General features: G+C 44.7%; 8 protein-coding genes. 7 read left to right on the forward strand and 1 reads right to left on the reverse strand.

Features of this window, described 5'->3' with window-relative positions; genetic code table 11:
• Positions 1–177: 177 nt before the first annotated feature.
• On the reverse strand, positions 178–1662 hold the full coding sequence (locus tag ABID99_RS03460; protein ID WP_373612867.1) for a glycosyl hydrolase family 28 protein: 1485 nt from the start codon (positions 1660–1662) through the stop codon (positions 178–180).
• A 208-nt stretch (positions 1663–1870) separates the two neighbouring features.
• On the opposite strand from ABID99_RS03460, the gene ABID99_RS03465 reads away from it, so the two are divergent.
• The 7 genes from ABID99_RS03465 to ABID99_RS03495 all read left to right on the forward strand — a co-directional run bounded on the left by ABID99_RS03465 (position 1871) and on the right by ABID99_RS03495 (position 15620).
• Positions 1871–3751, forward strand: a complete 1881-nt coding sequence (locus ABID99_RS03465; RefSeq protein WP_373612868.1) for a glycoside hydrolase family 97 catalytic domain-containing protein — start codon at positions 1871–1873, stop codon at positions 3749–3751.
• A gap of 76 nt (positions 3752–3827) precedes the next feature.
• Complete coding sequence (locus ABID99_RS03470; protein ID WP_373612869.1) at positions 3828–4850, forward strand: substrate-binding domain-containing protein; 1023 nt, start codon at positions 3828–3830, stop codon at positions 4848–4850.
• A 517-nt stretch (positions 4851–5367) separates the two neighbouring features.
• Positions 5368–9474: a two-component regulator propeller domain-containing protein gene (locus ABID99_RS03475; RefSeq protein ID WP_373612870.1), complete on the forward strand. Its 4107-nt coding sequence runs from the start codon at positions 5368–5370 to the stop codon at positions 9472–9474.
• Between the two features lie 223 nt (positions 9475–9697).
• Complete coding sequence (locus ABID99_RS03480) at positions 9698–10312, forward strand: RNA polymerase sigma factor (protein WP_188833998.1); 615 nt, start codon at positions 9698–9700, stop codon at positions 10310–10312.
• Between the two features lie 41 nt (positions 10313–10353).
• Positions 10354–11343, forward strand: a complete 990-nt coding sequence (locus ABID99_RS03485) for a family 43 glycosylhydrolase (RefSeq protein ID WP_373612871.1) — start codon at positions 10354–10356, stop codon at positions 11341–11343.
• A gap of 277 nt (positions 11344–11620) precedes the next feature.
• Positions 11621–14068, forward strand: a complete 2448-nt coding sequence (locus ABID99_RS03490) for a bifunctional YncE family protein/alkaline phosphatase family protein (RefSeq protein ID WP_188833997.1) — start codon at positions 11621–11623, stop codon at positions 14066–14068.
• A gap of 370 nt (positions 14069–14438) precedes the next feature.
• On the forward strand, positions 14439–15620 hold the full coding sequence (locus tag ABID99_RS03495; RefSeq protein ID WP_129568600.1) for an acyl-CoA dehydrogenase: 1182 nt from the start codon (positions 14439–14441) through the stop codon (positions 15618–15620).
• Positions 15621–15797: the final 177 nt, after the last annotated feature.

Genomic DNA, 15797 nt, shown 5'->3' on the forward strand with positions numbered 1-15797 from the left:
GCTAAGTGGGGGGAGAAGAGAAAAAGACATAGCTGTTCGGAACATTTTTTCAATTATTGATAGGAAAAAAATCACACACTGCTGCGCTTTTTTATTCCGAACACCGTTTATGAAATTGGAGGCGTAAGAAAATAATGCGTATGACGAGATGGTCAATAAGCCTTACGTTTATCCGGCTTAATCCTTGCTCAGAAACTGGATCCCATCTACATGTTCACCCACAAATATATTGGCAATGTCACTTGTTTTATAAAAGCCGGGTTTGCCCGGCATCTTATCGAATATCAGGGTGCCGTTTATCTTCAGGTTTTCAAATATAACGTTCCTGATGCCGCGTTTGTCATCGTAGCCGACTATAACAGACATATTAGCCCGCTTGCCGTTATAATTAACATTCCTGAACAGTATGTTCTCGATCCCCAGCCCGGGAGAGGTGTTATATTTTCGGTTGTACATCACCCTTAAATTAAACAGTTGCCCCTTGCGGATATCCTCAATCTCCACGTTTTCAAAACTGACATTCCTGATCAGGTTGCTGTCGCCGGCATTAAGTGCTATGCAGCCCTGGTAATCAAGCTGGTTTTCGTTATGGTCAAGTACAGTCATATTCTGAACCCGGATATTTTGTAAGGTATCCGGGTGGTCAGTATCGCCGTGCGTACCAATCAGCAGGGGATGGGCTACATCAGCCCATAAAATGGCGTTGTTAATTGAGATATCTGAGGTATTGCCGTAATAGTTCCAGCGGTGACCGTAAATGGCGATGCAATCGTCAGAGTTTCGCATGTATATATGATCAAGCTTAATATCCTGACTGCAAAAGATGTCGATACCATCGGCATTACCGGTTGCACTGAAAGCTTTGAAATTACTTATACTCACATGCTTTGATTCGCCCATCAAAATAGAATAACCCGTTGGTAATTCAATGATCCCGTCGACACTGATGTTATTGCTGTTCTGGATGATCAAATGGTCATTCCTTAATTTTGAGAGTGTTCCTGTAGTATTTTGGGGTTTAACGCTGTCGCCCTGTACCGGGTGCTGTGTAAGGATTCCGCGGCCGCAGATCCTGACGTTCTCTGCATGATCTATAACAAATGAGCCTTCAACAATAGCGCCGCCGGCCACATACACGGTTTTACCCGAGGGGATCACCATCCGGCCGATTTTATGGATGCCCGGGCCGAAATAAAGTGTTTGCGCATTGGCTTTTGTGGGACGGCTGTTTTCTATAGGATTAGCAAAAATCTGCAGGTTTTCAAAAATGTTGCCGTTTACCTCTAATGAAACATATTGCGAAGCGTTTAATTCAAATTCCACAACGTTGCCTTTAACCTCGGGCTTGATGCCGTATGCCGTAGGTCTGATCCTTACTTCTTTGATATTCCCCTGGTTTAGCTTAACCCGAAGCTTTATCGAACCGGAACAATCAAAATAAGTAAAAGTGGTTTTTTTAATAATGCGCTGCGCGTCAAAACGAGCCGCTACATCGGCGGTATATACATCTAAGGGCTGCCAGTTGCCTGTGCCCTGCCGCACATCTACTTTAATTGTATGATTAACTAAGTTACTTTCGGGTGCTTTATAAGTTATGATTTCTGCCTTGACTGTTTTTAATAAAAATACGACTGCACATGTCAGTGCCAGGAATTTGTTCATAGAAGTTTTTATAGTGTATAGAGGAAGACAATAAAGGCGGATTCTCATACTCAATAAAAAAACTATATCGAAAAAATAACTGCATTTGCCGGAGATAATGTGCCCTAATGAAATACCCTGAACAATTTGAACTAAATCACTAATCTCTTTGAGTATATTTAAGAGCATTGCTTGTCCTTATTACTGTTGTTGCCCCGTATCCTGAACAATGAAGAATAAATACCTTTTTTTTGCCTTTTTTTTAGCCCTTTCTCCCTTTTGCAATAATGCTGTGTCCGCAAAGCAAAAGGTTGTTGCACTGCTTTATTCACCAGATAACCGTACGCGGGCGCAATTTTCACTGGATGAGCAAGGGCAGCTGTATTATCGGTTAATTTTCAACACACGGTTAATTGTTAACTGGTCGCGTTTGGGGATCGAAACTACCGGTTCTTCATTAGTTCGGGGTATCACGTTAAAGGGATCGGCCAAAAAAGAAATCAATGAAAAGTTTTTGTGGCCGCTGGGAGAAGATGCCAGCCTGGTAAACCATTGTAACGAGCTCATGCTTCATTGCACCTCTGGCAGAGGTAATTATGATATTATCGTAAGGGTATATGATGGAAGCCTGGCGTTTAGGTATGTCTGTAAGCAGCTTGGTGATAGCATTGTACAACTTAAATCGGAACTAACGGAGTTTAACCTTGCAACAAGCTATCGCATTTACCAGTATCACGAAGAATCTGTTTTCCGGCCGGTTATGGTCGATTCATTGCCGGGTACCAGTGACCTTCCTTCAACGCTTACCGCCGCACAGTCATATATAAGTATAGGCGAAGCCGATAACCGCAATTACACCAAATGCGTATTGGTTCACGGCAGCCGCCCCAATAGCCTGTCGTTACAATTTTATACGGATACCATTTACCGCGACCATCGCGTTAAATCGGTTCGGAAGGATTCATTAATCCGGTTCACCGATAGTCTCATTACTCCCTGGCGAACCATCAGTTGCAGCAGTACTGCCATAGGTTTGCACGCGTTTAGTCAGCTTAATCTTAAACTGGTTAAACCACTTAGTAATGAGGTGCCTGATTATGTAAAACCCGGAAAGGTTTTCAGGGTACCTATCAATACGCAAGGCGCCCTTGATGGAATTGATTTTGCTCAAAAAATGAACTTTCAATACATTTTGGTTGATGCAGGCTGGTACGGTGCCGAATTTCGAACTACCTCTGATCCTACCAGATACTTACCTGATTTCCACTTGCCGGATATCATTGCCCATGCCCGGCAAAAAGGCATCGGCGTTATTTTATACGTAAATTATGTGGGGCTCAAAGCTAAGATAGATATCATATTGCCGCTTTATAAAAAGTGGGGAGTTAGCGGGCTAAAGTTTGGGTTTGTAGATGGCGGCACGCAGAAAGGCCTTGCCTGGCTTGATTCGGCCATGAAAAAAGGAAATGATTATGGCATGATACTCAACGTACATGATCATTATAAACCCACAGGTTTAAGCCGCCGGTATCCGTGTGTGCTGAGCCAGGAAGGGATCAGAGGCGATGAAAACAGTCCTGATGCTTTCCATAATACCGTATTGCCATTTACGCGTTACCTGGCCGGCCCTGCCGATTTTACCTTTTGCTACCCCAACAAGGTGAATGATTACAGTAAAAATATCCAGGTGAGCAAAGCCCAGCAAATGGCCCTGACCATTGTATACTTTGACCCGCTCCAGGCGATTTTCTGGTACGGGCGGTCGCAGGATTATAAGGATGAGGCAGACATTGAATTTTTTAAATATGTGCCCACTGTATGGGACGAAAGCAAATATGTACAGGGAGAGATAGGCGAAGGCATTACCGTAGCACGCCGTAAAGGCCGTATCTGGTACCTCGGTAGCGCTGCAGGCCTTCAGAAATGGGGAGGAAGCTTCAAGCTCGATTTCCTGGAAAAAAATCAGGTATACACCGCTACTGTTTATGGCGATGACGGACAGGGCGGCATACAGGTAAAAAAGGTTGAGCTTAGGCACAATGATGCTTTTGTTGTTGACCTGGATGCAAAAGGGGGCCAGGCGGTTATCTTAAGACCTCAAATAAAATAGGGGGCGGAGATGTTGTTGTGCTGCGTTATTAATGATTGTGTTAGTTTGACTTAAGGAGGATCCTGCTTTGGGCGAAATGAAAAAAAAATTGGCTTTGAAAGATATTGCTGCCGCGTTAAAAGTGTCAGAAGCATCTGTTTCCTATGTTCTTAATGGCAAGGCGAGGCAATATGGCATCAGCGTGGCGTTGGAAAATAAAATACTGAGGTTTGTTGAAAAGGTAGGTTACCGGCCAAACCGGCTGGCAGCCAGCCTGCGGACAGGAAAAAGTAAAACGGTGGGCATGATTGTGGAAGATATCAGCGATCCTTTTTTTTCGGCCATCGCCAGGGTTGTGGAAGAGCATATTTATAAAGAAGGTTACCGCGTTATTTATGGCAGCTCTGAAAATTCGACCGTTATCGCCCGTGACCTGCTGCAAACCTTTAAAAATTACCAGGTGGATGGGTATATCGTGGCGCCTACTGCCGGCTTGGACGATGATATCAACCAGCTTGTAAAGGAAGGTTACCCGGTAGTGGCGTTCGACCGCGCCTCGCCTGATCTGCAATGTTCTAAAGTACTTGTCGATAATTTTCGCGGCAGCGAGGCTGCTGTTTTACATTTGATAGATAACGGCTTCCGGAACATTGCCATGGTTACGCTTGCGGCCGGGCAGGATCAAATGAACGAACGTGTTAACGGTTATCACGCGGCTCTCCAAAAACACGGGCTGCCATCTATCCTAAAAGAAATTATCTATAATGAAGATCCACACAAAACCGTCCAGAACCTTAAAAGCCTCCTGAAAAGTAAAAAGGATATAAATGCCATTTTTTTTGCAACCAACTATCTCGCCTTAAGCGGCCTGCAGGCCCTCAAGGAATCAGGACTGATAATTACCAGAGATATCGGTGTTGCTGTATTTGATGATATTAACAATTTTGCCCTTTTCAATCCGGCCATAACCGCTGTTGCCCAGCCAATTAAAGAGATCGGGCTAAGGGTTACCAAAATTTTATTGGAAGAGCTTCAGGATAACCACATAATCGATTCGCAAAATATTTTATTGAAAACCAAACTGATCATAAGGGATTCATCCGCAAGGTTACTGGTGTAATTTATCCGAAATAAAAAAATTAAAAAAATGAGTATCAAACCTGTTTGGGATTGTCTTTGTTGTAACTCTCCCCTAATAAACCGTCCGGTTTAGCTAAGTTGGTTATAATAAGGCTTCTGAAAGGAAGCCCTTTTTGTTAAGGATAAACAGCAGGGAATATTGAGGAAAATGATCGGTTGGGGCACGGATATAATCCTTGTTCTTTATTTGTCAGATAATTATATTTTTGTTTTGAGTAAAATGTTACAGGGTGCAGACATGATAGTGTATCGATTTATGAAAAAAAAGCGAAACGAAGCGGAACCCTTAGAACTATTTCAGATAAAGAATCCGAAAGCAGACGAACAAACGATCAAAAAAAGCTGGAATTCAATTGTTCAGAAAATAAATCAGGAACCTAAAAAGAAGCGCCAGGAGTAATGTTTAACCTGACGGGACAGTTTTTGAAACACAAACCAAATGTTTCGCGGCACTTATATTCAAATTGAGCAGTATTCAACAACCGGCATCCTCCTGTATGCGGCCTTTTAAAGCAGCCGCACGTTGGTGTTGTGTAATTATTTTAGGAGTATTGATTTTAAACAGCAATGCCGCGGCGCTTGCTTTACCCAATATTCAGCGGCTTGGCCTCAAAGACGGGCTTTCCAACAGCGAAGTACGGTGCATTTTCCAGGATCATTCAGGCTATATGTGGTTTGGCACTTACGACGGCCTGAACCGTTTTGACGGATATGACTTCCGTATTTACCGCAACCAGCCCGAAAAGCAACATTCAATTATTCATAATTTTATTAATTGTATTGCAGAGGATGCAGCCAATAATTTATGGGTAGGTACGCGCCAGGGCATAAGTATCTTAAATCCGGTAACTGAAGAGTTTTCTCCGGCCTATGCAATTTTGGCCGGCAAAGAAAAACCCGTGACATCCTTTATCAGGGATATCAAAACAGATCGTTCGGGGCGCATCTTCATTGCCTCCCTTTCCAACGGCCTTATTGTTATGGATAAGGGAAAACGAACCGGCCGTGTTATACCATACTATGATAACGGAAAAGCTGTACAGGGTTATAGCGTTAGCGCGTTGTATGTTGGGCCTGGCGACCAGATCTATGCGCTGATCAGCGCCGCCGGCCTTTTTAAATACGATGCCGCACACGGTAGTCTGAAGTTATTGAACCCTTCGGTTACCGGCGCTACCTGTATTTATCCGGAGGGCAATGGTTTATGGGTAGGCACAACCCAGGGCCTGCACCATTATGATTTCAAAACAGGGCAATATGACCGTCTTTTTGATGAGTTTAACGGGCCTTTCAAATCGGGCAGGATAACGAGCCTGCAAGTCATGCCCGATAGTACACTTTGGGTGAGTACTGATGGCGGCGGGATCCAGGTCCTGGATAGCAGACGCGACAAGATCAGCTATCTGCCTGCGGGAAGTGATGAGCACTCACTTTCAAGTGGTGCTGTTTATGCTTTGTTTTTAGACCGCGAAGGCAGAAAGTGGATCGGTACATTACGGGGCGGAGTAAATGTTATTGATGAGGTGAAAGAACGATTTGTAAATATCAGGCATAATGACCTGAACGCCAATAGCCTTATCAGTAACTTTGTTAAATCGTTATATGAAGCCCCCGATGGCAGGCTGTGGATAGGTACCGACGGCGGCGGATTGAGTATTTGGGACCGGCAGGCGCATCACTTCACCAATTTTCGCCATGATGCTTCACAGCCGGGAACCCTAAGCTCAAATTTTGTAACCAGTATTGCCGGGGATAGGGAAGGGAGGACCTGGATTGCCACTTATGGAGGCGGTATTAACCTGTACCAGCCGGGTTCCAATACATTCACTACATTTCGGGGTATAGACAGGCAGGGAGTTGCCAGCCGGATAGTGTTCTGGTGTCTGTACCTGGACCATGCTGGAAATCTTTGGGCCAGCGGCTTACAGGACGGGCTGTTTCTATATGATAAGCACAACAACCAATTCAGGTTGTATGATGCGGCACTGACCAACATCCTGTCAATGGGCGAAGATCATTTTGGAAACCTTTGGGCAGGAAATTTCGAAGGTGTTTATAAGATTGATCAAAAAAGCAACGCACATAAGTTTTATCCGGTAGGCAAAGCGGTAAGGTCAATGCAGAAAGCAGATAACGGCGACATGTGGTTAGGCACAGAGGCCGGTTTGTTGTATTTTTCAGCATCTAAGAAAAAAATAATTCGTCACTATACCACCAGTAACGGACTTAGTAATAATACGGTACTGGCCATTTTGGAAGACGCGCAAAAGCGTTTGTGGCTAAGCACTTACAACGGACTTTGCCGATTTGATCCCAAAGCCGTTAGTTTTACCAATTTTTTTGAAAGCGATGGCCTGGCGAGCAATGAGTTTAACTTTAACGCGGGCTTAAGGCTAAACAATGGTCAGCTTGCGTTTGGGGGGATCAATGGTGTCACGATGTTTCATCCGCAGGCAATCCTGCCCCTGCATGATATCCCCAACATTGTTATAACTGATATTAAAATTAACAATAAGCCCATAAGTACTTATCCGGACTATGTGAAGACGAATGCCGGGAATGTTATCCGGTCGTTAGAGATTCCTTACGATCAGGCATCAATAGCCGTTAGTTTCGCAGCTATCGAATTTACCGCGCAGGATAGGATCGGTTACCGTTATATGCTTCAGGGCTGGGACAGGGGATGGGTTTATGCAGGGCGGCAGCGTAACGCGCTTTATACCCGTTTAGCACCCGGTACGTATACATTAAAAATTAACTGTACCAATGCCGAAGGGCAATGGATCAGCCGTGAAATTCATCTTCATATCATTATTTTGCCGCCCTGGTATCGTACCATCTGGGCTTACCTCATTTACGCGATGTTGCTTGCGGGGGTTGTTTACTGGTACCTGCGTTATAGGTTCAGGGAAACGCGGCTTAAATATGAGGTACAACTGGCCAATGCCGCCGCTGCACACCAGCGCGACCTGCAGGAAAAGGAACGCGAATTGAATGACCGGCGCGTAGAGTTTTTCACGGGCGTTTCTCATGAGTTTCGTACGCCCCTTTCGCTCATCATCAACCCCTTAAGGGATTTGCTCGCCAAAATTGGCCCTGAGAACCGTGCGGAACTTAATATTGTTTATCGTAATTCAAGGCGCCTGTTAAGCCTTGTTGATCAGCTGCTGCTGTTTCGTAAGGCCGATTCGGGCGCTGGGATCCTGCAAATTGCGCCAATGGACATTACCCTTGTTTGCCGGGAGGTATTTTTATGTTTTGTGCAGCAGGCCAGGCTTTCGGGTATCAGTTTTGAATTAAACGTGCCGGAAGAGACGGTACTGATATACGGAGACAGGGAAAAGATTGAGATTATCCTGTTTAACCTCATATCCAATGCTATTAAATATACTCCGGCCGGGAAAGCCGTGTGTGTTGGCCTGCAATCGGGGCCGGGCGAGGTGGTGATCAATGTGATTGATAATGGCCCGGGAATATCTCCGGAAGCGGGTAAGCATATCTTCGAAAAATTTTACAGGTCAAATACACACGGCCAGGCGGCAAAAGGGGGCTTTGGGATCGGTTTATTCCTGGCCCGCCAGTTTACGATAGATCACGGCGGTTCATTAACGTTTGAAAGTGCGCCGGGTAACGGCTCTGATTTTTGTTTAACCCTGTTAAAGGGTAAAGCTCATTATTCGCCGGATGTGGCAGCGGCAGCCGATGCCGCTGATTTATCGCCTTTGCTTAGTGAAATGGTTGAAGACCAGCCGGCAATAGCTGAAGCCGGCCAAATTAATGATATTGATTTTGAAGCTGATAAGATTTTTACCGACAAGCAAAGGATCCTGGTTATTGATGATGACAGCGAGATCAGGTCGTACATTTGTTCCATTCTTGAAAGCCGTTACAGGGTTTACGAGGCAGATAATGGTTTGACCGGTTTACAGAAAGCGAAAGAAAAGCAGCCCGATCTTATTATCTGTGATGTAATGATGCCTGGTTTAAATGGCATTGAACTTTGTTCAACCATTAAGCAGGACCAGCAATTGAGCTATATCCCGATGATTTTACTAACGGCCAGCTCATCTGCCGAAAATAAGATCAAAGGACTGGAAAGCGGCGCCGATGACTATATTTCCAAACCTTTTGATAAAGATGTACTGGTTGCGCGCATTGCCAATCTGCTGCAAAACAGGAGTAACCTTCAAAGCTATTTTTATAATACCATTACCCTGAAATCGGTTAACTTCACTATTTCGGATGAGTATAAAAACTTCCTGGAAAAATGTATCGAAATTGTTGAGCAGCATATTACCGACGAAAACTTCAACATCAAAATACTGGCTTCAGAGATCGGCATGAGCCATTCAAATCTTTACCGCAAAATTAAATCGCTGTCGGGTCATACCGTTAATAGCTTCATCCGCTACATACGCCTCAGAAAGGCGGCTGAGCTATTGATCCAGTCGGATATGAATGTTAATGAAGTAGCCATTGAAACAGGCTTTAACAGCATTAAATACTTCCGCGATCAGTTTTTTAAACTGTTCGGCGCTAACCCATCAGACTTTCTTAAGCAAAAAAGACCTGTATTTAAGAAAAATAAAAATATAATTAACTGATATTAAGTTATTTATGTATATTCTCTCCATTGCTTAATCAATTGAGTAAATTGATAAATTGCCGAATTTATACCGCATAAATGACCAATTTGAGTCCCATCTGCCGAATAAAATCTATTCATATTAGCTTATATAAACCAGTTATTAGAACCATAGGCAAACTTACTTAATCGATTATGTAAATCGGTTTTCAGCTTAGGTTCCTAAAGTCGGCAACGACCAATTGAAAGAGAAACCAGTTTTTAAAGCCAATATGAACAATTGTAACCAGCTAACTACATGGTGGGAAGAAGCCCTCCACGGAAATGTCAAATCTTTTGGCAGGATACATGACGAACTGTATTCCGGTTTGTATTTCTACCTCTATAAAATTATTAAAGACGAGGATGCAGCCCAGGATGTTTTACAGGAACTGTTTATAAAAATGTGGGAGCGGAGGATAACATTTGGACCTATTAAAAATGTTAAATACTATTTCTTTAAATCGGCGCGGTCACTTGCCATTAATTTTTTAAAGGCCGCGCGGCCCGAGTTTGTAGGCTTATCCGCAAGCCATGATATCGATATTGTTTTTTCGAGGGAAGATGTGCTTGTTTTGGAAGAAACCGGGAGAGAAGTGGAGCACATGCTTGCGCTTGCCTTGAATACCTTGCCAAGGCGCCAGAAGGAGATGATCTTTTTAAGGTATTTTGATAATTGGAATTACGATCAGATTGCTGAAGTAACGGGGTTACAATATCAGTCGGTAGTTAATCATGTACACAGGGGCATCAATCAACTGCGTATTAAACTTTCTGAAGGCAGTAAGATTGCCACAACCGAACTGGTGCTTTCATAAAAACGTATATAAGATTTCCTGACCTTCAAAAAAAACACCGAATGATTAAAAAAATACTTTTAAAAAGAATAACCATGGCTGTCATGACTTTGCTGATTACAGGCCAGGTATATGCACAGCATCAAAAAATCATAAACCCCGGGGCAGTTTGGCCCGATAACCGGGGAGAACATATCCAGGCGCATGGCGGAGGGATTATAAAAATAAAGAACACATACTACTGGTATGGCGAAGAAAGACGGCGGGGACTGGATTCAAATAAACGTTATGTTAGCTGTTATGCGTCAAAAGACCTGACGAACTGGACATTCAAAGGCGATGTTGTTCAGATGACCGATCCCGAAAACCTGGGGCGGCGCTGGGTTCTGGAAAGGCCCAAAGTTTTCTACAGCAAAAAGAGCCGGCAATATGTTATGTATTTCCATCTTGACAATGCAACTTATAAGTTTGCCCGGGTCGGCATCGCCGTAAGTGACAGCCCCGACGGTGATTTTAAATACCTGAAAAGCTTCAGGCCCCTGGAGCATGAAAGCCGCGACATTGGCCAGTTTATAGATGATGATGGTACGCCATACCTTGTTTTCGAAGACCGTCCGCTCGGGTTTCATATTGTTCGGCTTTCGGAGGATTGCCTGAGTATTGACCGGGAGATGTGCCTGATAGCTGAGCATATGGAAGGCGGGGCTATAGTGCATTATAAGGGCCTTTATTACGCCATAGGCTCCGCACTTACCGGCTGGAAGCCCAATCCTAACCGGTATGCCACAGCAAAGGCCCTGGAAGGCCCATGGTCGGAGTTTAAAGACATAGCACCTAAGGAAAAAAATACATATGGTTCGCAATCTACCTTATTGCTTAAAGTTAGCGGGAAGAAGGATACGACAGTATTGTATCTGGGAGATATCTGGAAACCGAAAGAACAATGGGATTCCCGGTATTTATGGATGCCTGTTCAGATCGGGGATGGCAAGCTTTGGCTTCCTGAGCCCGCCCCGTTTAAGATCGACGTGAAAAACGGTACTGCAAATTAATCAGCATTTTTATGCAATTCATTTCTTAATAAGGTTAGTTAATAGATTAAGGGGCAGGGGTGCCCCTTTTTTCGTTCCATCAGGGTGTCTCGCAGATTTAAATGGACTTCACATTACCCGGTACTAATACCGCGCCGTTTTTTGACCGGTAAAATTGGTACCGGTTAGCGCCCGCTGATTTCCATTCATTTTGTTACAATCAAGCTGGTGATCTTCGCCCATGATTTAATAATGTATTAATATTGGTGGTCTACTTTTACCGGCATATCATTATCTTATGTCACTAAAAAAAATGCTCTGCCTAATCGTTTTGCTGCTTATCTGCAGCAAGTTCGTTCGGGCGCAAGATCTCGCCGCTATTGAAAATAAACGGGTAAAATTGCCCAATGGGTGGTCATTAACACCTGTTGGCAAGAGCCTTCCCCTGGGCGATCTGCCCCTGAATATCGCGGTGAGCAAAAGCCATCATTATGCCGCGGTTACCAATAATGGGCAGAGTGTTCAAACCATTCAGCTTTTAGACGCACGTACAGATCGTGAACTGGACAAAGTACTGATCAGCAAAGCCTGGGGAGGCCTGGTTTTTAGTGCAGACGAGCAATCACTCTACGCCTCAGGAGGTGACAATAACTGGATTATTCGTTACGCCATCAATAATGATAAGCTGCTGGCAGCTGATACCATAAAACTGGGCGAAGCATGGAGCAAAAAGCCCAATTCGGCGTCCATTTCACCTACCGGGCTGGCCCTTGATGATAAGCGCGGTGTTTTATATGTAGTTACCAAACTGGATAACAGCCTGTACCTTATCGATCTCAAGACAAAAACAGTCATTCAGCAGGTTAAATTGGGCGCAGAGGCCTATACCTGCCTGTTATCGCCCGATATGTCAAAATTGTACATCAGTCTTTGGGGTGGCGATAAGGTAGCCGTATTTGATACAAAAGAAAATAAGCTCACAGATGCCATTGCGGTAGGGGATAACCCCAATGACCTGTGCATTTCCCGGAATGGAAAATACCTGTATGTAGCCAACGGCAACGACAATACAGTATCGATAATTGACGTGCGCAAAAGTAAAGTACTGGAAACACTGAACACCGCAGTATCACCTACGCCGCTTAGCGGTACTACCAGTAACTCGGTAGCCCTGAGTAAGGATGGTAAAACATTATACATTGCCAATGCCGATAATAACTGCCTGGCCGTGTTTAATGTAACAAAGCCGGGTGCCAGTCAGTCGCTTGGTTTTGTGCCCACGGGCTGGTATCCCAGCGTTGTGCGTGTTATAGATGATAAATTATACGTAGCCAATGCTAAAGGCTTTTCGTCGCTGCCTAATCCGCATGGGCCTAACCCGGCAGCCAAAAGTCAAACCGTTGTACTGCATGGAGGCGATCCATTCAGGCCCGCGCGTACAGAATATATCGGCGGCGGCTTATTAATGGGGACTTTGAGCATCATCCCCACGCCAACAGAAAAGCAGCTGACGGTTTATTCGCAGGCCGTAGTTCGTAATACGCCTTATCACCGGGAACAGGAAACAGGGGCTTATAGCGAAGATGGCAACCCCATTCCGGCTAAAGTAGGATCTGCATCGCCAATAAAGTATGTTTTTTATGTTATCCAGGAAAACCGGACGTATGACCAGGTACTGTCAGATATGCCGAAGGGCAATGGCGATACAAGCCTGCTGCTGTTTGGCAAACGGATTACGCCCAATCACCACGCTTTGGCCGAAAACTTTGTGCTGCTGGATAATTTTTATGTAGATGGCGAAGTTAGTGCCGACGGACATAACTGGAGCCTGGGCGCGTACGCTACTGATTATATGGAAAAAAACTGGCCTACCAGTTATGGCGGCCGCGGCCCGGGTGCTGTAGGCCTCACTGCAAAAAATAAGCTCTACATCTGGGACCAGGCCAACCGGTTCAACGTAACTTTTCGTACTTACGGCGAGTTTATCAATGCAGATAATACGCCGCAGATACCTATACTGAAAGACCATTTTACGAAAGCCTATCCCACCCGTGACCTGCGTGACCCTGATACCTTGCGGTACCAGGCCTGGGAACATGATTTTGACTCGCTGATGCGCAACAATGCCTTGCCGCGGCTAAATACCATCCGGATGCTATCAGACCATACGGAGGGCACCACCCCGGGCAGGCCTACACCCTTTGCCCATGTGGCGGATAATGATCTTGCTGTTGGCCGGCTGGTGGAGCATATCAGTAAAAGCCCGATATGGGAAAACAGCGTGATTTTTATACTCGAAGATGATGCACAGAATGGCCCCGATCACGTTGATGCTCATCGTTCGCCTGCATACATGGCCGGGGGATTTGTAAAACGTAATTTTGTTGATCACACCATGTATTCCACTTCGTCGATGCTGCGTACTATCGAGCTGATTCTCGGCCTGCCGCCTATGACCCAGTATGATGCCTCGGCTACAGCCATGTGGCGTTGTTTTAATAAAACGCCCGATACCAAACCATTTAACAGCCTGCGTTCAAATATTAACCTTAATGAACTTAACCCTAAGGGCACAAAGCTTGCAGCAATGGCCAGGGGGCTTGATTTTTCGGCAGTTGACCGGGTACCCGACCAGATCATGAACAACATGATATGGAAAGCGATTAAAGGAGAAAATGCAATTGTGCCCACGCCTGTACGGGCAGCCTTTGTAAAAGCCGTTCAAAAAGCAGACGATGATGATTAGCATAAGAAAAGCCTGATAAGGATGAATGAAAAAATTATCCAATCATTTTTATCAGGCTTCCCGTTTCATCAGAGGTTTGGAGATTAGGTTAGCTCATAAAAATTGACGGTATTTCACCTGCAAAGTGATTTACCACCTGGCCTATCGGTTGACTTAAAGCTTCAAAAACTCCGATGGGACTGTCAGGTTAGTCCCCGCTTCAACAATTCCTGAAAAATATTTTTCATCAGTTTCCTCTCCCCAAAACCACTCTGTTTTAACTAAACCTATAATTCATACCCAATACCAAACTGTTCTTGATTTGCAGGCTTTTACGGGCAAACCAATCTCATTTTTTATACGTTATTTTGTAGTAACCAATTATAAATGTATGGATACTTTGTTAACCGATACCCCCTCAACAGGCGGGTATGATTTTGCTATGAACGAAAATCAGCAAATGGTTGGCCAGATGGCCAAAGACTTTGCCGAACGTTATATTAAACCTCATGTAATGGAATGGGACGAAGCCCAGGTTTTCCCTATCGACTTGTTTAAACAATTGGGCGAGCTTGGCATGATGGGCATTTTTGTGCCCGAACAATATGGCGGTTCCGGTTTCGGCTATTTTGAATATGTAACCGTGATCAGTGAAATAGCCAAAGTTTGCGGTGCTATAGGTTTATCGGTTGCCGCCCATAATTCGCTTTGTACGGGGCATATCCTTGCCTTTGGCAATGAAGAGCAAAAGTTGAAGTGGCTGCCCAAACTGGCCACTGCCGAATGGCTTGGCGCCTGGGGATTAACCGAGGCCAACACCGGTTCGGACGCGCTGGGTATGAACACCACCGCCGTTTTGGATGGCGACCATTATGTAGTGAACGGCTCAAAAAACTGGATAACCCATGGTAAATCGGGCGATGTGGCGGTAGTGATGGTGCGTACAGGCAACAAGGGCGATTCGCACGGGATCTCAGCGCTGGTGATTGAAAAAGGTACGCCGGGTTTTACCCATGGTAAAAAAGAAAACAAGCTGGGTATGCGTGCTTCAGAAACCACGGAGCTTATTTTTGATAACTGCCGTGTACCAAAGGAAAATTTGCTGGGTGTTGAGGGAGAGGGCTTCAAACAGGCCATGAAAGTGTTAGACGGCGGCAGGATCTCGATAGCGGCGCTTTCGTTAGGGATTGCAAAAGGTGCTTTTGAAGCGGCGGTTGCTTACGCCAAAGAGCGCCGCCAGTTTGGACAGCCTATTGGTAATTTCCAGGGGATAGCATTTAAGCTGGCCAATATGGCTACCGAAATTGAAGCAGCCGAACTGCTGATAATGCAGGCCGCTGATCTGAAAAACCGCCACCTGCCGGTCACAAAACAATCGGCCATGGCTAAATATTTTGCCTCTGAAACGGCGGTTCGCACAGCCACCGAGGCTGTTCAGATCTTCGGTGGATATGGTTATACCAAGGATTTCCCTGTTGAGAAGTTTTATCGTGATGCCAAACTTTGCACTATAGGCGAAGGCACCAGTGAGATCCAGAAGATAGTGATTAGCAGGGAAGTGTTGAAAGGATAGGGAACCCGGTTATTCTGCCTGTAGTTATTGATTTACAATTATATTATTTGTAAACCCTCTGTATGTAAAACATATAGAGGGTTTATTTTTTTGTATTTTAGAGATTCTTCTGAACATACCCTAAAATGCTTTATAAAAGTTCTTTTTTGTAGAGACGCATCACATGCGTCTCTCATA

The organism is Mucilaginibacter sp. OAE612 (assembly GCF_041806395.1).
Taxonomy (GTDB): domain Bacteria; phylum Bacteroidota; class Bacteroidia; order Sphingobacteriales; family Sphingobacteriaceae; genus Mucilaginibacter; species Mucilaginibacter rubeus.